This window comes from Paracraurococcus lichenis (genome assembly GCF_030657435.1).
Classification (GTDB): Bacteria; Pseudomonadota; Alphaproteobacteria; order Acetobacterales; family Acetobacteraceae; genus Paracraurococcus; species Paracraurococcus lichenis.
On record NZ_JAUTWS010000015.1, the window covers coordinates 123286 to 143288 of the forward strand.

Sequence of the window (20003 nt, forward strand, 5' to 3'; positions counted from 1 at the left end):
GCGACGACCCCGGCCGGTCATCCCGGCCCGCACCGGGCCTGAGCCGGTGCGGGAAGGCCAGGGGCCCTGCGGCCCCTGGTGGTTCGACTCCCGGGGAACGCCCCCTCACTCCGCGGCGGTCAGTTCCGCCCGCAACTGCCGCGCGGCGGCGACCAGGTTGCCGACCGCCGGCCGCACCTCCGCCCAGCCGCGCGTCTTGCAGCCGCAATCGGGGTTGAGCCAGAGCCGCCCCGCCGGCAGCCGCCGCAGCGCCTGCCGTGCCAGCGCCGCCATCTCCGAGGCCTCCGGTACCCGCGGGCTGTGGATGTCCCAGACCCCCGGGCCGACCGCGTTCGGGTAGTCGAAGCCGGCGAAGGCGTCGAGCAGCGCCATCCGGCTGCGCGCCGTCTCGATCGAGATGACATCGGCATCCAGCGCCGCGATGGCGCCGATGATGTCCTCGAACTCGCTGTAGCACATATGGGTATGGACCTGGGTCGCGTCGCCGAGGCCGGAGGCGGCGAGGCGGAAGGCGGCGACCGCCCAGCGCAGGTAGTCGGCGCGCGCCGCGGCGCGCAGCGGCAGGCCCTCCCGGAAGGCGGGCTCGTCGATCTGGACGATGGCGATGCCGGCGGCCTCCAGGTCCTCGGCCTCATCGCGGATGGCGAGCGCGATCTGCCGGCAGACCGTCTCGCGCGGGATGTCCTCCCGCGCGAAGGCCCATTGCAGCATGGTCACCGGGCCGGTGAGCATGCCCTTCACCGGGCGGGCGGTCAGCGACTGCGCATGCGCCGCCCAGCGCACCGTCATCGGCGCCGGCCGCGCCACGTCCCGCCAGATGATCGGCGGGGCGACGCAGCGGCTGCCATAGGACTGCACCCAGCCATGCTTCGTCACGGCATAGCCGTCGAGCTGCTCGGCGAAATACTTCACCATGTCGTTGCGCTCGAACTCGCCGTGGACCAGCACGTCGATGCCGGCCGCTTCCTGCCAGCGCACCGCCTCCTCGGTCAGCCGCGCCATCGCCGCCTCGTAGTCCGCCGGCGTCGTCTCGCCGCGGGCGAGGCGGGCGCGGGCCTGCCGCACCTCGGCGGTCTGCGGCAGGGAGCCGATGGTGGTGACGGGCAGCGGCGGCAGCCCCAGCCGCGCCTGCTGCCGGGCGGCGCGCGCCGCGAAGGGGCTGGCGCGGCGTTCCATCGCCGGCGTCACGGCGGCCAGGCGCGCCGCGATATCGGCGCGGTGCGCGGCGGCATCGGCGCGGGCTTCAGCCAGCACCGCATCGCTCTCCCGGAAGGCGGCGGCCGCCACCGACTCGCCCTCGTCGAGCGCGCGGGCCAGCAGCGCGACCTCCGCCAGCTTCTCCTCGGCGAAGGCGAGGCGGCGGCGCAGCGCCGGATCGAGCGCGGTCTCGTGCGCCAGGCTCTGCGGCACATGCAGCAGGGAGCAGGAGGGCGCCACCATCAGCCGCCGGGCGCCGCCCGACCGCGCCGCAGCCTGCCGCAGCAGGCCGAAGGCGCGCCGCAGGTCGCCGCGCCAGACATTCCGGCCGTCGACGACGCCGAGCGAGAGCCAGAGGTCCGGCCGCAGCGCCTCCAGCGCCGGCGCGAGCTGGCCGGGGTCGCGCACCAGGTCCAGATGCACGCCATCGACCGGCAGCGAAGCGACCAGCGGCAGGTTCTCCCCGAGCCCGCCGAAATAGCTGGCGAGCAGCAGGCCGAGGCCGGGCGCCGCCTGGGCAAGCCGGTCATAGGCCAGGCGATAGGCGGCCTCGGCGCCGGCCGGCAGGTCGGTCGCCAAGCAGGGCTCGTCGATCTGCACCCAGGCCGCGCCGGCCTCGGCGATGCCGCGCAGCGCCGCCTCATAGGCCGGCAGCAGGCGCGGCAGCAGGTCGAGCGGCCGGTCGGTGTCGAGGGGCTTCGAGAGTAGCAGGAAGGAGACGGGGCCGAGCAGCACGGGCCGGGTGCGGCAGCCCAGCGCGAGGCCCTCCGCCACCGCCGCCGCCCAGCGGTTCTCGACCAGGCGGAAGCCCTGCGCGGCCGAGGGGGTCGGGACGAGGTAGTGGTAGTTGGTGTCGAACCACTTGGTCATCTCGAGCGCCGGCGCCTCGGGCGTGCCGCGGGCGAGGGCGAAGAGGGTGGCGAGCGGGACGGGCCCCTCGCCGGACCAGCCATAGCCGGGCGGGACGCAGCCGAAGGCGCAGGCGGTCTCCAGCACATGGTCGTAGAAGGCGAAGTCGCCCGAGGGCACATGCGCGATGCCGCTGCCGCGCTGCAGCGCGCGGGCCTGGGCGCGCAGGGCCGCGGCGGCCTGCCGCAGCCCGTCCTCGGGCAGGCGGCCGGCCCAATGCGCCTCGAGCGCCTGCTTGAGTTCGCGGCGCGGGCCGATGCGGGGATAGCCGAGATTGGCGGCGATGGTCATGCCCATGGTCTCCGCCGCCGGTGCGCCCAGCCCGGCGGAAGCGGTTGCGGCGCCCGCGCGGGGTCGCCGATGCCGGCAGGTCTCCTGGCTTGCGGATCCGCGCCGGCGCCCCGCCTTCCCACGCGGTCGCCCGCGCAGTGGCCGCCCCGCAGAGGGGGCGAAAGGCACCGGCTCTCCGCCGACAGTTGCTGGGGCAGCCGCCGACTGGGTGCGAGGCACCGCACGGCGTTCCCTTTTCACCCGCTCGCGCGGGACCGACATGAAATAAGGATATCTTTATGCGATTATGCGGTCAATGCGCCGCAGATGACGGTTTGGTGGCCGCGCCGGGCCTGCTATGCCCTGGCCATGGCAGACAAGGACGGCGCGAAGGCGCGGAGCCGCGCCGACCAGGCGCTGGTCGATCGCGGCCTGGTCGAGAGCCGCACCCGCGCCCAGGCCCTGATCCTGGCCGGGAAGGTCTATTCCGGCGAGCAGCGGATCGAGAAGGCGGGGCAGGTCATCGCCGGGGACCGGCCGCTCGAGGTCCGCGGCCAGGACCATCCCTGGGTCTCCCGCGGCGGCGTGAAGCTGGCGCATGCGCTGGCGCATTTCGGCCTCTCGCCGGCCGGGCGGGTCTGCCTCGATGTCGGTGCCTCCACGGGAGGCTTCACCGACGTTCTGCTGCAGCACGGCGCGGCGAAGGTCTATGCCGTGGATGTCGGCCACGGGCAGCTTGCCTGGACGCTGCGGAACGACCCGCGGGTCGTGGTGCTGGAACGGGTGAATGCCCGCTACCTCGAGGCTGCGCAGGTGCCGGAGCCGCCCGGCGTGCTGGTCTGCGATGCCAGCTTCATCGGGCTGCAGACGGTCCTGCCCGCGCCGCTCTCGCTCTGCGCGCCGGGCGCCTGGGCGGTCGCGCTCATCAAGCCGCAATTCGAGGTGGGGCCGGCGGTCGCCAAGGGCGGCGTGGTGCGGGATGCGGCGGTGCATCGCGCCGTCTGCGACCGCATCGCCGCCTGGTGGGGCGGGCTGCCGGGCTGGCGGGTGATCGGCGTGGAGCCGAGCCCGATCCTGGGGCCGGAGGGCAACCGGGAGTTCCTGATCGCCGCCGAACGGCCCGCCTGACGCGGGCGGCCGCTGCCGCTATATCCCGCGCATGGACGACATCGCCCCCCAGGAGGTCCGCTACCCGGACCTGAAGCCCGCCCATGCCGTGCCGCCGGCGCTCAAGGCCGAGGGCTGGAAGCCCGTGCCGGCCAGGGACTACCCCGCCATGATCGGCCCCTTCCTCGCCCGCCGCGTGGGCGAGGCCTGGGAATACGCCTTCCTGCCGGAGCAGCGGCACCTCAACATCGGCGGCGTCGTGCATGGCGGCATGCTGATGAGCTTCATGGACGACGTGCTGGGCATGACGGTGTGGGAGGCGGTCGGCCGCAAGCCCGTCACCACGGTGCAGCTCAACCACCACTTCATGGCGCCCGGCAAGCTCGGGGAACTGGTCATCGGCCGCGGCGAGGTCATGCGGGCGACGAAGAGCGTCGTCTTCATCCGAGGCATGCTGACCTCGGGCGATCGCAGCCTGGTGCAGGCCGACGGGATCTGGAAGATCCTCGGCAGCGCCTGAGGCGTTGGTTTCGCGAGTCGGGCGCTGCCGCGCGGCGGCTGGCAGACTCAGAGAAATAGAGGTGGGTCCAGGGAGGATACCTCCTCCCTGGCCTTGCCTTCTTTCCTACCAGATGTTGTCGACAAGGGAGGACACAGGCCATGCGCACAGCCGTCATCGTCTCCACCGCGCGCACGCCGATCGGGCGGGCCTATCGCGGCGCCTTCAACGACACCCAGGCCCAGGCGCTGGGCGGCCATGTCATCGCGGCCGCGGTGCAGCGGGCGAAGCTCGACCCGGCCGAGGTCGAGGACGTCGTCATGGGCGCCGCGCTGCAGCAGGGCAGCCAGGGCAGCAATTTCGCCCGGCAATGCGCGCTGCGCGCCGGCCTGCCGCACAGCGTGCCCGGCATGTCGCTGGACCGGCAGTGCTCCTCCGGCCTCATGGCCATCGCGACCGCGGCCAAGCAGGTGATCGTCGACGGGCTGCAGGTCGCGGTCGGCGGCGGGCTCGAATCCATCTCGCTCGTGCAGAACGACAAGATGAACCGCCACCGCACGCGCGACCCCTGGCTCGAGCAGCACGTGCCGCAGCTCTACATGACCATGCTGGAGACGGCCGAGATCGTCGCCGAGCGCTACGGCATCAGCCGGGAGGCGCAGGACGAGTACGCCCTGCAGTCGCAGCAGCGCACCGCGGCGGCGCAGGCGGCCGGGCGCTTCGAGCAGGAGATCGTCCCGCTGACGAGCGTGATGGCGATCCAGGACAAGACGACCGGCGAGATCACCCGTAAGGAGGTGACGCTGACCCGGGACGAGGGCAACCGCGCCGACACGACGTTGGAGGGCCTCGCCTCCCTCAAGCCGGTCTTCAAGGAGGGTCAGCGGGTGAAGGAGGGGCGCTTCATCACCGCCGGCAATGCCTCCCAGCTCTCGGACGGCGCCAGCGCCTGCGTCATCATGGAGGAGGGCGAGGCGTCGCGCCGCGGCCTGCACCCCTTGGGCATCTATCGCGGCATGGCGGTGGCGGGGACCGACCCGGACGAGATGGGCATCGGCCCGGTCTTCGCCATCCCGAAGCTGCTGAAGCAGCACGGCCTCACAGTGGACGATATCGGCCTCTGGGAGCTGAACGAGGCCTTCGCCTGCCAGGTGCTCTATTGCCGCGACAAGCTCGGCATCCCGCAGGAGCGGCTGAACGTGGATGGCGGCGCCATCGCCGTCGGGCATCCCTATGGGATGAGCGGTGCGCGCATGACCGGGCATGCGCTGATCGAGGGAAAGCGCCGCGGCGCGAAATATGTCGTGGTGACGATGTGCATCGGCGGCGGCCAGGGCGCCGCCGGGCTGTTCGAGGTGGCATAGGCCGGCCCCGGGAGGGGTGGTTCACGGGCGGCTTGGATGACCCTCCATGCCGCCCGGCCGAGGTCGTCAGGCCTCGGCCAGCACCCGCGGCTCCTGCGTGCTGATCTCGGCCAGCAGCGCCCAGACGTGCTCCGGGTCCATGCGGATCTCCGGGTCGTTGAGCAGCCGGTCAAGCTCGGCGAGCTTGGCCTCGAACTCCCGCTCGGTCATGCGAACCTCGTCTCCCGCTTGGGCCGCACCCAGGGTGGCAGCCATGTATGAAGCTGGCCTGAAACGTGGCTGTAATCGGCGGGTTTCGCTGCCGCGAAAGGCCGCTTGCGCTAGACCGAGGAGCTGATGGCAGGCGCCAGGCCCGGCAGCCGCGCGGCGGCATGGCCGGGGTTGCGGAACCGCAGCTCCCCTTCCGGGGCGGCATCCGGCGCGCCGAACATCTCGAAGCGGGAGGTGCAGGAGACCGCCACCACCCGCCGCGCCGGCGGCGTCGTCAGGAAGCGGCGGACCGCCCCCTCGAGCTCGAGCTGCTCGCCGCGCAGCGCCTGCCAGTCCAGCCGGTCGAGGTCCTCCAGGAACATGGCCAGGATGCCCGGGCGCTCGCCGGTCAGGCGGTTCTCGGCCGCCAGGGTGGCGCGCCGGCAGACCGCCGCCGCGATGCCGTTCTCCCGCCCTGCCCGGGCGGCCATGGCGAAGACGCTGCCGCTGCCCGGATCGGCGGTGACGGCCAGATGCGCCTCCGGCCCGAACTGGGCGCGCAGCCGCGCCGGCAGCGCGCCCGCGCGGTCCGCCGCCTGGGCACCGGCCAGCATCAGCGGGTCAAGCTTCAGCACGGCCTGGGCGCCGGCATCCTGCCGCTTCTGCTCGGCAAGGAGGGCGGTGATGCGCCGCTGCAGCTCGGCGAGCTGGTCGGGGCCGGCGATGCCCTCCGGCAGGGTCATCTTCAGCAGGTAGCGGCCGGGATGCGCGGCCAGCCAGGTCTGCAGGTCCGGGTTGATGGCATCCACCAGCGCCCACCAGTCGCCGCGCGGGACGGGCCGGCCTTCCTCGGCGGAGACGGTCTCGCAGACCACCTCGGCCGTCGCGCCGCCGCGCTCGACCAGCAGGTCATAGGGCGCTTCCTCCGCCAGCCCGTCGAAGCGGACCGCGAAGCCGCGGCCGCGCAACAGGCTGGCGGTGCGGAAGAGGTGGAAGAGCGGGATCAGCGTGGCCTCGCCGGTCAGGCCGGCGATCAGCCGGTCCTGCAGCCGGGTCCGGGCGGCCTGCGGCAGGCTCTCGGCCAGCGCCACGGCATCGCGGGCCAGGGCGCAGAGCCGCCGCTCGGCCGGGTTGGCCCTGGCCAGCGCCTTGCCCTCGCTGAGGCGGGACAGGGCGAGTTCCAGCGCATGGCGCTGCTGCGCGGCCCGGCCGCTGAGGGACCCGGGACGGGCGCGCAGGCCGAGATCCGCGAGGCGGGACTGCCATTGATCCTCGCCGCAGAGCGCGACGAAGGCGTCCAGGGATGGTGGTTCCGGGTGCGGATCGGCAGCCGACATGCTCGTCTCACGCTCCTGATTGGAATCACCTTTCCCGTGCCGCCGTATGTGCCGTCAAGGGTGCAGCTTGGCCGGCAACATCCGACCAAGGTATACGATCCGGGGCGGGCATCCCGAGGCCGCGCCGGGCGTTGAGGATGGTTCATGGGGTGGGTGATCGGGCTGGTGCCGCGGCATGGTTGATGTGGCGGCGCTGTTGCAGATCGTCGAGCCGTCCGGGCTCACGGACCGGTGGAATTTTCCCGCCGCCATCGGCACGCCGCTCACGGCGCCGGGTGGCCTCGGCACGCCGGCCTCCGTCACCTACAGCTTCATGCAGGCCCTGCCGGCCTACGAGACCGCCGCCGAGCATCCCGGCTTCGCGCCCTTCGGCGCCGCGCTGCAGGCGGCGGCGCGGGAGGCCCTCGCGGCCTGGGCGGCGGTCTGCAACATCGGCTTCACCGAGGTGCCCGATGCCGGGGAGGGCGGCGCCATCCGTTTCGGCCGCAACGACCTGGCGGCCGGCGGCTTCACCTGGTTCCCGAGTTTCGCGGGCACGATCGGGCCGGATGGCCTGATCGCCACGGCGCAGCCGGTCGGGCGGGGCGGCGATGTCTGGCTCACCACCGCGCCTTATGTCGAGGCGCAGGCCCCCGGCGACTACGGCCGCTATGCCCTGCTGCACGAGATCGGGCATGCCATCGGGCTGAAGCACCCCTTCGAGGGGACCGCCACCCTGCCCGCCGGAGAGGACGACGTCGCCCACAGCCTCATGGCCTATGCGCTGCCGGCCAATGCGGGCGTGGTCACGGTGGAGGGCACGCCCGAATCCTATCGCTGGACCGCCGGCAGCCTCTATCCCTCCGGGCCCATGGTGGACGACATCGCCGCCGCCCAGGTGCTCTACGGGCCCAACCTGGCGACCAATGCCGGCGACACGCACTATGCCTGGGCGCCGGGGGCCCGCTTCCTGCAGACCATCTGGGACGGCGGCGGCACCGACGTGATCGATGCCGGCAACCAGGCGCTGCCCTGCGTGATCGACCTGAATGCCGGCCATGCCAGCAGCATCGGCATCCGCGCGACGGAGGCCGCGCTCAGGGCCGAGATCCCGCCCTGGGCGACGGCGGCGCCGACGCCCAGCTATGACGGGCGGGACAACCTCTGGATCGCCGAGGGCGCGACCATCGAGAGCGCGATCGGTGGCAGCGGCAACGACCTGCTGATCGGCAACGAGGCCGGCAATGGGCTCACCGGCGGGGCAGGGGACGACACGCTGGACGGGGGCGCGGGCTGGGACACCGCCGTCCTGCCCGGCCCGCGCGCCGCGACGCAATTGCTGCCGCAGGCCGATGGAAGCTGGGAGGCGGTCGGGCCCGGCGGCCACGACCTGTTCCGCAACATCGAAGCGGTGCTGTTCGACGACGGCCCGGTCGCCATCGCCCCGCCCGGCTGGATGGCCTGACATCGACCACTCCCAAACGCCAAGTGGTAGGCGACGCGGCCGTACTGATACAAGATGATTGTATGCTAGACACCAAATCCGCAACGCCCAACAACCATCGAGGCCGCGACATCTACGATTGGATGGTATTCTTCGTGGCCGTGCTGGCTCTCATAGCTGCATCTGCGGCCACGTGGTTCACCTGGGAGCAAGCCAGCGTAGCGCGCGACCAAGAAGTCAGGTCGCTGCGTGCTTATGTCACTCTCACCGTCGAACCAGATACGCTCAGTAATGAGCGTGGGGTGCCGCGTGTAAAAATCACCGCAGAGAACCTCGGTCAGACGCCCGCTTATCGGCTTGATTTCGGCGCCAGTCTTTACATTAAAGAATTTGCCGCAAAAGGACCGATTAATAATAAATCTGAGAATAATTGCAAGTATATTTTATCTAATAACCTTATTGGAAGTGCGCTGGGAAAGGGTCTGGTTTCCCAATTTAATGTGTTTAGTTTTTCCGGTTACACGAAGGAGGAGCAGGCGATTGTGGATACCGGAGCCTACACTGTACAAGTGATCGCCCAAGCCTGCTACCGTGACACCTTCGGCATTACTCGATCCGTGATAATTTGCCGAAACTGGTATGCCGGCTGGAACCGCGTGGTCGCCTGTCCCGATCATTACGACGAGTACGATTAGCGCGCTCAGGACGCGACCCCTGGCGCACATCAGCCCCTCTTGGGCGCCGCTCATCGCACGCCTGCGTGAGGTGTGATGGCTACATAACGCCGTAAATGCTGACCAGTATGACTTTACGCTTGGCGCACAGCTGCAACACCGGGTCCCCATCGCAGCTTGGCTGCGATGGGGACCCGGCAACCCTGCGCGCGATACCGGCTCGCAGACATCAAGACTTCTGCAAGCCGGTATCAGGGGCTGCCCTCGGGCGCCTGGTGGACCTCGATCACGGTGCCTTCCGGGTCGTGAAAGAAGATCTGGTGCCAGCCGTTCATCGCCCAGCCGCCCATATCGGCGAAGGGGATGCCCCTCTCCCGTAGCCTGTCCTTGAAGGCCTCTATGTCGTCGGTGCGGAAGGCGATGTGCCCGCGCTCGAGCGGGTTGATCGGCTGTCCCGTGCGGAAGGCGACGCCGAGGTCGCGCTGCGCGAGGTGGAACTGGGTGGCGCCGTCGCTCATGAAGGCGACGTCGCCGGCATAGCCGTCGGTGGTACGCCGCGTGGCCGTCAGCGCCGGCACCGGGCCGAGGTCGAGGACGGAGCGGTAGAACTCCGCCATGCCCGGGACATCGGTGGAGCAGAGGTTCACATGGTGCAGCCAGAGCTTCATGGCACCTGCCTTCCTTGGACGGAGGCAGCCTAGCCGCCTCCTGCCGGATGGCACCAGCGCCGGTCAGTTCCGCGGCAGCCGCGCCTCCGTCGGGGCGTCCGGGTTCTGCGCGCGGTGCCGCAGCAGGTGGTCGGCCAGCACCAGGGCGAGCATCGCCTCCCCCACCGGCACGGCGCGGATGCCGACGCAGGGGTCGTGGCGGCCCTTGGTCAGCACCTCCACCTCCTGCCCGAAGCGGTCCACCGACTTCCGCGGCGTCAGGATGGAGGAGGTCGGCTTCACCGCGAAGCGGGCCACGATGGGCTGGCCGGTGGAGATGCCGCCCAGCACCCCGCCGGCATGGTTGTCCCCGAACAGGACGCGGCCGTCGGGCGCCATGCGCATCTCGTCGGCATTGCCCTCGCCCGAGAGGGCGGCGGCGGCGAAGCCCTCGCCAATCTCGACGCCCTTGACCGCATTGATGCCCATCAGCGCCGCGGCGATATCGGCATCGAGCTTGCCGTAGATCGGCGCGCCGAGACCGGGGGACACGCCCTCCGCCACCACCTCGATGACGGCGCCGAGGGAGGAGCCGGACTTGCGGGCCTCGGTCAGCATGGCTTCCCAGCGCGCGGCGGCGGCGCGGTCGGGGCAGAAGAAGGCGTTCTCCTCGACGGCCGCCCAGTCCCAGGCCGCGCGGTCCACGCGGTCGGGCCCCATCTGCACCAGCGCGCCGCGGATCGTCACGCCTTCCAGCACCTTGCGCGCGACGGCGCCCGCGGCGACGCGCATCGCGGTCTCGCGCGCCGAGGAGCGGCCGCCACCGCGATAGTCGCGGATGCCGTATTTGAGGTCGTAGGTCAGGTCCGCATGGCCGGGGCGGTAGCGGTCCTTGATCTCCCCGTAGTCCTTGCTGCGCTGGTCGGTGTTCTCGATCAGCAGGGAGATCGGGGTGCCGGTGGTCAGCCCCTCGAAGGTGCCGGAGAGGATGCGGACCTGGTCCGGCTCCTGCCGCTGCGTGACGAATTTCGATTGCCCGGGCCGGCGGCGGTCGAGGAAGGGCTGGATATCGGCCTCGGTCAGCGCGAGGCGGGGCGGGCAGCCATCCACGACGCAGCCGATGGCCGGGCCATGCGACTCGCCCCAGGTGGTGACGCGGAAGAGGTGGCCGAAGCTGTTGTGGGACATCGGGGTGCCGCGGCCTCCGCCCGTCTCAGACCGTGGCGATGTCCGGCGCGTCCGGGTTCTTCATGCCCACGATGTGGTAGCCGCTGTCCACGTGGTGGACCTCGCCGGTCACGCCGCCCGAAAGGTCGCTCAGCAGATAGAGGCCGGCGCCGCCCACCTCCTCGATCGTCACGTTCCGCCGCAGCGGCGCGTTGAGCTGGTTCCATTTCAGGATGTAGCGGAAATCGCCGATGCCGCTGGCTGCCAGGGTCCGGATCGGCCCGGCCGAGATGGCGTTCACCCGGATCCCCATGCCGCCGAGATCGGCCGCGAGATACCGCACGCTCGCCTCCAGCGCCGCCTTGGCCACGCCCATGACGTTGTAGTGAGGCGTGACGCGCTCGGCGCCCAGGTAGCTCATGGTCAGCAGCGACCCGCCCGCCTTCATCAGCGGCACGGCGCGCTGCGCGACCGAGACGAAGGAATAGCAGGAGATGTCGAGCGCCTGCAGGAAGGCGTCGCGCGGCGTGTCCAGGTACTTGCCGCGCAGGTAGTCCTTGTTGGCGAAGCCGATGGCGTGGACCAGGAAGTCCATGCCGCCCCATTGCTCCCGGATGGCGGCGAAGGCGGCATCCACGCTGGCATCGTCGGTCACGTCGCAGGGCAGGCAGAGCGAGGAGCCGAGGCTCTCGGCCAGCGGCCGGACGCGCTTCTCCAGCGCCTCCCCCTGGTAGGTGAAGGCGACCTCGGCCCCCTGGGCCGCGATCGCCCGGGCGATGCCCCAGGCGATGGAGCGGTCGTTGGCGACCCCCATGACGAGGCCCCGCTTGCCGGCCATGAGCGTGCCGGTGGGAGCATCCTGGAGGGGCGCGTCTGACATGCGTGTAAGGGACCGGCTTGTTGCGTGCGGGCAGGGGTGGTGGCACACCCCCGCGGGCCGGGCAAGGGGGCCCGACCGCACGCCGTGTGACCCGGGATTTCCGTCATGGACAGCACCGCCGAGGACCCGATCGCCCGTTTCGAGGCCTGGATGGCGGAGGCAGCGAAGACCGAGCCCAACGATGCCAATGCCGTCTGCCTGGCGACCGCGACCCCTGAGGGCCGTCCCTCCGCCCGCATGGTGCTGCTGAAGGGCGTCGACCGCGACCGTCCCGGCGGCGGCTTCGTCTTCTACACCAACCTCGAAAGCCGCAAGGGCGGGGAGCTGCTGGCGAATCGCTTCGCCGCGCTCTGCTTCCACTGGAAGACCCTGCAGCGGAGCGTGCGGGTGGAGGGACCGGTAGAGCCGGTCTCCGAGGCCGATGCCGATGCCTACTACGCCTCCCGTGCCCGCGGCAGCCGCATCGGCGCCTGGGCCAGCCGGCAGTCCCGCCCGCTCGAGGGGCGCTGGGCGCTGGAGAAGGCGGTCGCGGAATATACGATGAAGTTCGGCATCGGCGAGATCCCGCGCCCGCCCTTCTGGTCCGGCTTCCGCGTCCTGCCGCAGCGCATCGAGTTCTGGCGCGACATGCCCTTCCGCCTGCATGACCGGCAGGTCTTCCACCGGGAGGGCGCGGGTTGGCGGATCGAAGCACTATACCCGTGAGCATCCCTGGGGAGCAGGCCGAGGTCGCGGCGCTGCTCCGGCGCCTGGCCGGACGCGACCCGATCGAGACGCATATCTCCGCCGTCTATGTCGGCACGGACACGGTCTGGAAGCTGAAGAAGGCGGTCGCGCTCGGCTTCCTCGACTTCTCCACCCCGGCGGCGCGGGAGCATTTCCTGCGGCGGGAATGGGAGATCAACCACCCCGCCGCGCCGGCCCTCTACCGTGATGTCGTGCCGGTGACGCGCGCCGCCGACGGCACCCTCGCGCTCGGCGGCGCGGGGGAGGCGGTGGACTGGGTGCTCCGCATGGCGCCGGTGCCGGCCGGGAACTTCCTCGACGCCGTGGCGGCGCGCGGTGGGCTGGACGGGGCGCTGCTCGACGCCATCGCCGATGCGGCCTTCGCGCTGCATGCCGCCTTGCCGCCCGTCACGGGCATCGACCCGGTCGCCGCCCTGGACCGGGTCCTCTCCGGCAACGTCGCGGCGGCGCATGCCGCGGGCCTGCCCGCCGCGCGGGTGGAGGCGCTGGACGCGGCGGCGCGGGGCTGGCTGGAACGCCTTGCGCCGCACCTCGCCGCGCGCGCCGCGGCCGGCCATGTCCGGCGCTGCCACGGCGACCTGCATCTCGGCAATCTCTGCCTGCTCGAGGGCCGCGTCACGCCCTTCGACGCGCTCGAGTTCGACGAGGATCTGGCGACCATCGACACCGGCTATGACCTCGCCTTCCTCCTCATGGACCTCGACCACCGGGTCGGGCGGGCGGCGGCGAACCGGGTGCTGAACCGCAGCATCGCGCGCTCGGGCGATGCCGGCATGGTGGCGGCCCTGCCCCTCTGGCTCTCGATCCGCGCCATGATCCGCGCGCATGTGCTGGCCAGGACGCAGGGGCCGGCGGCGGGGCTGCCCTATCTCGACCGGGCCGAGGCCATGCTGGCGCCGCCGCCGCCGCGCCTGGTCGCGGTGGGCGGCCTGCAGGGCACCGGCAAGTCGCGCCTCGCCCGCGCGCTGGCGCCGTCCCTCGGCGCCGCGCCGGGGGCGCTGGTGCTGCGCAGCGACGAGATCAGGAAGCGCCGCGCCGGCCTGGCGCCGGAGGAGCGGCTGCCGCCCGCGGCCTATACGCCCGAGGCGAGCCGCGCCGTCTTCGAGGAATTGGCTGCCCTGGCGGCGGCGGCGCTGCGCGGCGGCCATGCGGTGATCGCCGATGCCGCCTTCCTGCGGCCGGAGGAGCGCGCGGCGATCGAGGCCGCGCGCGGCGAGGCGCCCTTCACCGGGCTGTGGCTGGAAGCCCCGGTCGAGGTGCTGCGCGCCCGCGTCGCCGCCCGTCGCGGCGATGCCTCGGATGCCGGTGTAGCGGTGCTGGAGGCCGCGGCGGCGCGCGACCACGGCCCCCTCGCCTGGCAGCGGCTGGATGCCGCCGGCGACCCGCTGCCGGGGGCGCTCGCTGCCCTGGGCTTGAATGCGGGCGCTCCCTGCTAGACATTCCTGCCATGCGCCGATCAGGAGACGCGCCATGGCCTACAGACGCCTGCTTCTGCCGCTGACCGGCACCGCCGCCGGGGAGGCCGCGCTCGCCACCGCGCTGATGGTGGCGCGGATCTGGAATGCCCATGTCCACTGCCTGCATGTCCGGGTGGATGCGCGGGACGTCGCGCCGCTGGCCGGCGAGGGGCTGTCGGGCGCCATGATCGAGGAGATGATGGCGGCCACCGAGCGCGAGAGCGGCGAGCGGGCCAATCGCGTCCGTTCGCTCTTCGAGCGCTTCACCGACAGGTCCGGCGGCGTGACGCTCGCCAACAGCGCCGAGACCGCGCTGAAGACGGATGGGCCGACCCTCTCCTTCGAGAGCATCGCCGGCCGGGAGGAGGACGTCGTCGCGCAGCAATCGCGCCTCTACGACCTCGCCGTAGTGCCGCATCCCGAGGCGGAGGAGGACGTCTCCTCCTCCGACGCGCTGCATGCCGTGCTCTTCGATTCCGGGCGCCCCGTGCTGATCGCCCCGCGGGACGCGCCGGCGACCATCGGCACCCGCGTCTGCTGCGCCTGGAACGGCTCGGCCGAGAGCGCGGCGGCCATCGCCGCCAGCCTGCCCTGGCTGCACCGGGCGAATGCCGTCCAGCTCCTCTATGCCGACGAGTACCAGCGGCGGGGGCCGAGCGTGGAGGGCATCCGCAGCTATCTCCGCTGGCACGAGATCGAGGCGGAGCCGCGGCTCTTCAAGCCGCTGACCAAGGATGTCGGCGCCGGGCTGCTGGGCGCGGCGCGCGACTTCCGCGCCGACCTGCTCTGCATGGGCGCCTATAGCCATTCGCGGCTGCGGCAGTTGATCCTCGGCGGCGTGACCCGGCATGTGCTGGAGAACAGCGACATGCCCGTGCTGATGTGCCGCTGACCCTGCGGCCCGGCGCGGCCTGACCGGGCCGCTCCGCGCCGGCCTGGGAGGTGGAGTGGCTGCGATGGACGATCCCGCCCGTGCCACGCGGCTGGTCCGCCCGGCGCCCGAGTACCTGCCGGACTACGTGGCGGCGCTGGAGCGCGGCTGGTCGCCGGACAACGTGACGCCGGGGGCGACGGCACGCGAGCATCTGGCGTTCATCGCGCGCGACGCTGCCGGCTTCCTCGCCAGCCTCGACGACCCGGAGGCGCGCGGCGGGCCGATCACCTTGCCCGATGGCAGCGTGAAACCGCGCCTGCCGGGCTTCCGCCGCTGGATCCGGGATGGCGGCTTCTGCGGCGCGATCGGCATGCGCTGGCAGCCCGGCACGCCGGAACTGCCGCCGCATGTGCTGGGCCATATCGGCTATGCCGTGGTGCCCTGGCGGCGGCGGGAGGGGCAGGCGACCCGCGCCCTCGGCCTGTTGCTGGCCGAGATCGCGCCGCTCGGCCTGCCCTGGGTGGAGCTGACCACCGAGCCGGAGAACCTGGCCTCCATCCGGGTGATCGAGGCGAATGGCGGGCGGCTGGTGGAGCGCTTCGCCAAGGGGCCGGAATACGGCGGCGGGCCGGGCCTGCGTTTCCGCATCGCCCTGCCGCGCCCATAAGCCGCGGCAATGGCCGCGATCAGCCCCGCGGCATGGCGGCCGGCGCCGCCCGGGCCCAATTAGCCGCCCAACGGACGACAAGCCCGTCCGGCGAGAGGCTCCCGATGATCGATGTCCGACCCTTCAAGACCCTCGGCGGCGCCAACCATGGCTGGTTGAAGGCCCGCCACCACTTCTCCTTCGCCAATTACCACGACCCCGCCCGGATGAACTGGGGCCGGCTGCGCGTCTGGAACGATGACGAGATCGCCGCCGGCACCGGCTTCGACCCGCACCCGCACCGCGACATGGAGATCATCACCTATGTCCGGGAAGGCGCCATCACCCATCGCGACAGCATGGGCAACGAGGGCCGGACCGAGGCCGGCGACGTGCAGATCATGTCCGCCGGCACCGGCGTGGTGCACAGCGAGTACAACCTCGAGCCCGAGACGACCAAGATCTTCCAGATCTGGATCATCCCGGACCGCCGCGGCGTGACGCCGAACTGGGGTGCGAAGCAGTTCCCCAAGGCCGAACGCGATGCGGGGTTCGAGGTGCTGGCGAGCGGCCGGCCGCAGGATGCGGGCAATGGCGCCCTGCCGCTGAACGTCGATGGCGCGGTGCTGGCGGCGACGCTGAAGGCCGGCCAGACCCTGCGCCAGCCGCTCGCCGAGGGCCGCGCCGCCTACCTGGTGCCGGCCAAGGGTGCGGTGACGGTGAACGGCGTGGCGCTGGCCGCCCGCGACGGCGCCGGCATCGTGGATGAGCCCGTCATCGAGATCACCGCCGGCGAGGATGCCGAGCTGGTGCTGGTCGAGGTGGCGAAGGAGTAAGGGCGAAGGGGGCGAAGCCCCGCTTCGGAACCCCCCTTTCTTGCCTGGGCCTTCGGCGCGAAGCTGCCGCCCGCGAGGAACGGGAGGAAGCCCATGCCGAAGGTCCAGGCCGAGGAGCTGCGCCGCATCGGCCGCGCGCTGCTGGTGGCGAACGGCGTGCCGGAGGCTGAGGCGGCGACCGTCGCCCGGCACGTGGTCAATGCCAACCTGGCCGGCCATGACAGCCACGGCGTCATCATGCTGCCGAACTACATCGAGCGCGTGCGGGTCGGCCACATCGTCCCCGGCGCGCCCTTCACGATCGTGCAGGAAAGCCCAACGACCACCGTCGTCGATGGCAATTGGGGCTTCGGCTACGTCATCAACGAGCGCGCGATGGCGCTGACCATCGAGAAGGCGAGCTCGCAGAACATCGCGGCCTGCACGGTGTTCCGGCAGGGCCATGTCGGGCGCCTCGCCAGCTATCCCCTGATGGCGGCCGAGGCCGGGATGATCGGCATGGCCTGGGCGGATTCCGGCCGCTCCCCCAAGGGCGTCGCGCCCTTCGGCGGGCGGGAGGCACGGCTGGGGACCAACCCCTGGGCCATTGCCGTTCCCTCCGACCTCGATGGCGCCTTCTGCATGGACTTCGCCACCTCGGCCGTGGCGATGGGCAAGGTCAAGCTGGCCGAGGCGCGCGGGCAGGAGATCCCGCGCGGCTGGGTGGTGGACAGCGAAGGCGACCTCACCACCGACCCGAAGAAGATCAAGGGCGGCGCGCTGCTGCCGCTCGGCGGCGCGGGGGAGGGCTACAAGGGCACCGCGCTCGCGGCGATGGGCGAGGTCTTCTGCGGCATCCTGACCGGCCTCGGCTTCGGGGTGGAGCCGACGGGGCGGCACAATGACGGCTGCTTCCTCATCGCCATCAAGGTCGAGGCCTTCCGCCCGCTGCTCGCCTTCCGCAAGGAGGTCGCCGACTTCGCCCATTACCTGAAGGACACGCCGCCCGCGAAAGGCAGCAGCGGCGTGCTCTATCCGGGCGAGGTCGAGCACCTGGCGCAGCGGAAGCGCGCCGCCGAGGGCATCGAGATCGAGGACGCCACCTGGGCGAAGCTGCGCGCGCTGGCGGCGGAGGGCGGCGTGGCGGCGGAGCTTGGCCTGGGGTGATGGGCGAGCCGGGGAGGAAGTATCCTCCCCGAGCCCCTCCTCTATCTCTGTGAGTCTGGCAGCCGCCGCGCGTCGAGTGCCGACTCACAGAAAGGAAGGGTGGGGTTGGACGCCGAAGGCGTCCAACGGGAGGGAACACTTTTCCCTCCCCGACCTTCCCTTCACCCCCCTTTAATCCCGCCGCGGGCATGCTGCGCCGCCCCTCTCCAGGAAGGATGCGGCATGAAGCGCGCGCGCAGGCGGGTTCTGGTCACCGGCGGGGCCGGCTTCCTCGGCTCCCACCTCTGCGAGCGGCTGCTCGAATCGGGCGCCGAGGTCCTCTGCGTCGACAACTTCTTCACCGGCGCGCGGGAGAACATCGCGCATCTCCTCGCCCATCCGCGGTTTGAGGTGATGCGCCACGACGTCACCTTCCCGCTCTATGTCGAGGTGGACGAGATCTACAACCTCGCCTGCCCGGCCTCTCCCGTGCACTACCAGCACAACCCGGTGCAGACGGTGAAGACCTCCGTCCACGGCGCCATCAACATGCTGGGCCTGGCCAAGCGCACCGGCGCGCGGATCCTGCAGGCCTCGACCAGCGAGGTCTATGGCGACCCCACGGTGCATCCGCAGCCCGAGGACTACCGCGGCCATGTCAATCCGATCGGGCCCCGCGCCTGCTATGACGAGGGCAAGCGCTGCGCCGAGACGCTGTTCTGCGACTACCACCGGCAGCACGGCATCCCGATCCGCGTCGCGCGCATCTTCAACACCTATGGGCCGCGCATGCATCCCAATGACGGGCGCGTGGTGTCGAACTTCATCGTCCAGGCCCTGACCGGCGAGCCGATCACCCTCTACGGGGAAGGATCGCAGACCCGTTCCTTCTGCTACGTGGACGACCTCGTCGAGGGGCTGATCCGCCTGATGGCGGCGCCGGACGCGGCGACGGGTCCCGTCAACCTCGGCAACCCCACGGAGGTCTCGGTCCGCGCCCTGGCCGAGACGGTGCTGCGGCTCACCGGCTCACGCGCGCCGCTGGTCAGGCGGCCGCTGCCGGCGGATGATCCGGTGCAGCGCTGCCCGGATATCGGCAAGGCGCGGCGGCTGCTGGGCTGGGAGCCGACCGTGCCGCTGGAGGAGGGGCTGCGGCGCACCATCCGCCACTTCGCCGAGGTGCTGGACCTGCCGCCGCTGCCGCGCCAGGCGGGAATGGCGGCATGAGCCTGCCCGGCTTCCGCGCGCTCACCGGCGCCTCGCCCGGCCGCATCCGCGTGGTGGATATCGGCGCCAACCCGATCGATGGCGAGCCGCCCTATGCCGGCATGCTCCGCGCCGGGGAGGCGGAGGTGGTGGGCTTCGAGCCGAACCCTGCCGCGCTCGCCGCGCTGGAGGCGCGCCGCGGCCCGCTGGAGCGCTACCTGCCGCATGCGGTGGGCGATGGCCGACGGCACCGGCTGCATCTCTGCCAGGCGCCCGGCATGACCTCGCTGCTCGAGCCCGATCCGCAGGTGCTCTCGCTGTTCCACGGCTTCCCCGACTGGGGCCGCGTGCTGGCGGTGGAGGAGGTCGGGACCGTCCGCCTGGACGACGTGCCGGAAGCGGCAGGGGTGGACCTGCTGAAGCTCGACATCCAGGGCGCCGAGCTGATGGTGCTGCAGCATGCCCGGGCGCGCCTGGCGGAGGCGGTGGTGGTGCAGGCGGAGGTGGAGTTCCTCCCGCTCTACCGCGACCAGCCGCTCTTCTCCGAGCTGGAACTGTATCTCCGCGGCCGCGGCTACCGCCTGCACCGCTTCTTCCCCGAGGTCAGCCGTAGCTTCAGCCCCGTGCTGGTGGACAACAATCCCTATGCCGGGCTGAGCCAGCTCGTTTGGGCCGATGCGGTCTTCGTGCGGGACCTCACGCGGCTCGACCGCTTCAGCGACCGGCAATTGCTGGTGGCGGCGGCGATCCTGCACGACTGCTACGGCTCCTTCGATGCGGCCTACCGGCTGCTGGCGGAGCATGACCGGCGGCGTGGCGGGGCCCTGGCCGCCGCCTATCTCGCCGGACTGCAACAGCCGAGGGCCGCCTGATGCCGGATATCGGGGTTGCCCGGCGCACCGTGCTGCATGTCGGCTGCGGCGCCGCCGATATCGGCAGGCTGCCGGCGGAGTTCTTCCCGATGGAGGCCTGGCGCGAGCTGCGCCTCGACATCGACCCGGCGGCGCGGCCGGACATCATCGCCTCCATCACCGACATGGCGGCGGTCGAGAGCGGCTCGGTGGACGGGGTCTTCTCCGCCCACAACCTCGAGCACCTCTTCGCGCATGAGGTGCCGCTGGCGCTGGCCGAGTTCCGCCGCGTGCTGCGCCCCGGCGGCTTCGCGTTGGTGACGGTGCCGGACCTGCAGCGGGTGGCGGGGCTGGTCGCGGCGGACCGGCTGGACGAGCCGGCCTATGTCTCGCCGGCCGGGCCGATCGCGCCGCTCGACATGATCTTCGGGCATCGCGGCGCAATCGCGCAGGGGAACCTCTTCATGGCGCACCGCACCGGCTTCACGGCGCGGATGCTGGAGCAGGCGCTGCGCGCGGCGGGCTTCCCGCTGGTGCGGGTGGTGCGGGACGAGCGCTTCGCGCTCTGGGGCGCGGCCTATACGGCGACGGGGTGAGG

Annotated in this window: 20 protein-coding genes and 1 riboswitch; of the genes, 14 read left to right on the forward strand and 6 right to left on the reverse strand. The window is 71.7% G+C overall.

The window, feature by feature from the left end:
* Positions 1–105: 105 nt before the first annotated feature.
* Entirely contained in the window at positions 106–2397 is a 2292-nt protein-coding gene (gene metE / locus Q7A36_RS17260) for a 5-methyltetrahydropteroyltriglutamate--homocysteine S-methyltransferase (RefSeq protein ID WP_305104966.1), read from the reverse strand.
* Between the two features lie 57 nt (positions 2398–2454).
* Positions 2455–2671: riboswitch (cobalamin riboswitch) on the reverse strand.
* Positions 2672–2745: 74 nt separating this feature from the next.
* Here metE and Q7A36_RS17265 point away from each other — a divergent pair.
* From Q7A36_RS17265 to Q7A36_RS17275, 3 genes are all read left to right on the forward strand, one after another.
* Positions 2746–3504, forward strand: a complete 759-nt coding sequence (locus Q7A36_RS17265; RefSeq protein ID WP_305104999.1) for a TlyA family RNA methyltransferase — start codon at positions 2746–2748, stop codon at positions 3502–3504.
* 31 nt (positions 3505–3535) lie between these two features.
* Entirely contained in the window at positions 3536–4003 is a 468-nt protein-coding gene (locus Q7A36_RS17270; RefSeq protein ID WP_305104967.1) for a PaaI family thioesterase, read from the forward strand.
* 140 nt (positions 4004–4143) lie between these two features.
* On the forward strand, positions 4144–5346 hold the full coding sequence (locus Q7A36_RS17275; RefSeq protein ID WP_305104968.1) for an acetyl-CoA C-acyltransferase: 1203 nt from the start codon (positions 4144–4146) through the stop codon (positions 5344–5346).
* Between the two features lie 66 nt (positions 5347–5412).
* Here the strand turns inward: Q7A36_RS17275 and Q7A36_RS17280 are convergent, their stop codons facing one another.
* Complete coding sequence (locus Q7A36_RS17280) at positions 5413–5556, reverse strand: peptide chain release factor 1 (RefSeq protein WP_305104969.1); 144 nt, start codon at positions 5554–5556, stop codon at positions 5413–5415.
* 110 nt (positions 5557–5666) lie between these two features.
* A complete protein-coding gene (locus Q7A36_RS17285) occupies positions 5667–6872 on the reverse strand; it encodes a hypothetical protein (protein WP_305104970.1) in 1206 nt (401 codons plus the stop codon).
* A 175-nt stretch (positions 6873–7047) separates the two neighbouring features.
* On the opposite strand from Q7A36_RS17285, the gene Q7A36_RS17290 reads away from it, so the two are divergent.
* A complete protein-coding gene (locus Q7A36_RS17290) occupies positions 7048–8316 on the forward strand; it encodes a M10 family metallopeptidase C-terminal domain-containing protein (RefSeq protein ID WP_305104971.1) in 1269 nt (422 codons plus the stop codon).
* Positions 8317–8378: 62 nt separating this feature from the next.
* Positions 8379–8990, forward strand: a complete 612-nt coding sequence (locus Q7A36_RS17295; protein WP_305104972.1) for a hypothetical protein — start codon at positions 8379–8381, stop codon at positions 8988–8990.
* 230 nt (positions 8991–9220) lie between these two features.
* Here the strand turns inward: Q7A36_RS17295 and Q7A36_RS17300 are convergent, their stop codons facing one another.
* The 3 genes from Q7A36_RS17300 to fabI form a co-directional block, all read right to left on the reverse strand.
* Positions 9221–9637, reverse strand: a complete 417-nt coding sequence (locus Q7A36_RS17300) for a VOC family protein (protein WP_305104973.1) — start codon at positions 9635–9637, stop codon at positions 9221–9223.
* A gap of 63 nt (positions 9638–9700) precedes the next feature.
* Entirely contained in the window at positions 9701–10804 is a 1104-nt protein-coding gene (gene aroC / locus Q7A36_RS17305) for a chorismate synthase (protein WP_305104974.1), read from the reverse strand.
* Positions 10805–10829: 25 nt separating this feature from the next.
* Positions 10830–11663 (reverse strand): enoyl-ACP reductase FabI, encoded by an 834-nt coding sequence (fabI, locus tag Q7A36_RS17310; protein ID WP_305104975.1) that lies wholly within the window; start codon positions 11661–11663, stop codon positions 10830–10832.
* Positions 11664–11768: 105 nt separating this feature from the next.
* On the opposite strand from fabI, the gene pdxH reads away from it, so the two are divergent.
* The 9 genes from pdxH (at position 11769) to Q7A36_RS17355 (ending at position 20001) form a co-directional block, all read left to right on the forward strand.
* Entirely contained in the window at positions 11769–12368 is a 600-nt protein-coding gene (gene pdxH / locus Q7A36_RS17315) for a pyridoxamine 5'-phosphate oxidase (protein ID WP_305104976.1), read from the forward strand.
* Positions 12365–13846, forward strand: coding sequence for a bifunctional aminoglycoside phosphotransferase/ATP-binding protein (locus tag Q7A36_RS17320; protein ID WP_305104977.1), 1482 nt, complete (start codon positions 12365–12367; stop codon positions 13844–13846). Before pdxH ends, Q7A36_RS17320 begins: the two co-directional genes overlap by 4 nt.
* A 34-nt stretch (positions 13847–13880) precedes the next feature.
* On the forward strand, positions 13881–14759 hold the full coding sequence (locus tag Q7A36_RS17325) for a universal stress protein (protein WP_305104978.1): 879 nt from the start codon (positions 13881–13883) through the stop codon (positions 14757–14759).
* 64 nt (positions 14760–14823) lie between these two features.
* Complete coding sequence (locus Q7A36_RS17330) at positions 14824–15408, forward strand: GNAT family N-acetyltransferase (protein ID WP_305104979.1); 585 nt, start codon at positions 14824–14826, stop codon at positions 15406–15408.
* A gap of 104 nt (positions 15409–15512) precedes the next feature.
* Positions 15513–16223, forward strand: coding sequence for a pirin family protein (locus tag Q7A36_RS17335; protein WP_305104980.1), 711 nt, complete (start codon positions 15513–15515; stop codon positions 16221–16223).
* A gap of 93 nt (positions 16224–16316) precedes the next feature.
* On the forward strand, positions 16317–17369 hold the full coding sequence (locus Q7A36_RS17340) for an Ldh family oxidoreductase (RefSeq protein WP_305104981.1): 1053 nt from the start codon (positions 16317–16319) through the stop codon (positions 17367–17369).
* Positions 17370–17591: 222 nt separating this feature from the next.
* Positions 17592–18575: a UDP-glucuronic acid decarboxylase family protein gene (locus Q7A36_RS17345; RefSeq protein WP_305104982.1), complete on the forward strand. Its 984-nt coding sequence runs from the start codon at positions 17592–17594 to the stop codon at positions 18573–18575.
* Positions 18572–19426, forward strand: coding sequence for an FkbM family methyltransferase (locus Q7A36_RS17350; RefSeq protein ID WP_305104983.1), 855 nt, complete (start codon positions 18572–18574; stop codon positions 19424–19426). Before Q7A36_RS17345 ends, Q7A36_RS17350 begins: the two co-directional genes overlap by 4 nt.
* Positions 19426–20001, forward strand: a complete 576-nt coding sequence (locus Q7A36_RS17355) for a class I SAM-dependent methyltransferase (RefSeq protein ID WP_305104984.1) — start codon at positions 19426–19428, stop codon at positions 19999–20001. The genes Q7A36_RS17350 and Q7A36_RS17355 overlap by 1 nt, the downstream gene beginning before the upstream one ends.
* The last annotated feature ends 2 nt before the right edge of the window (positions 20002–20003 follow it).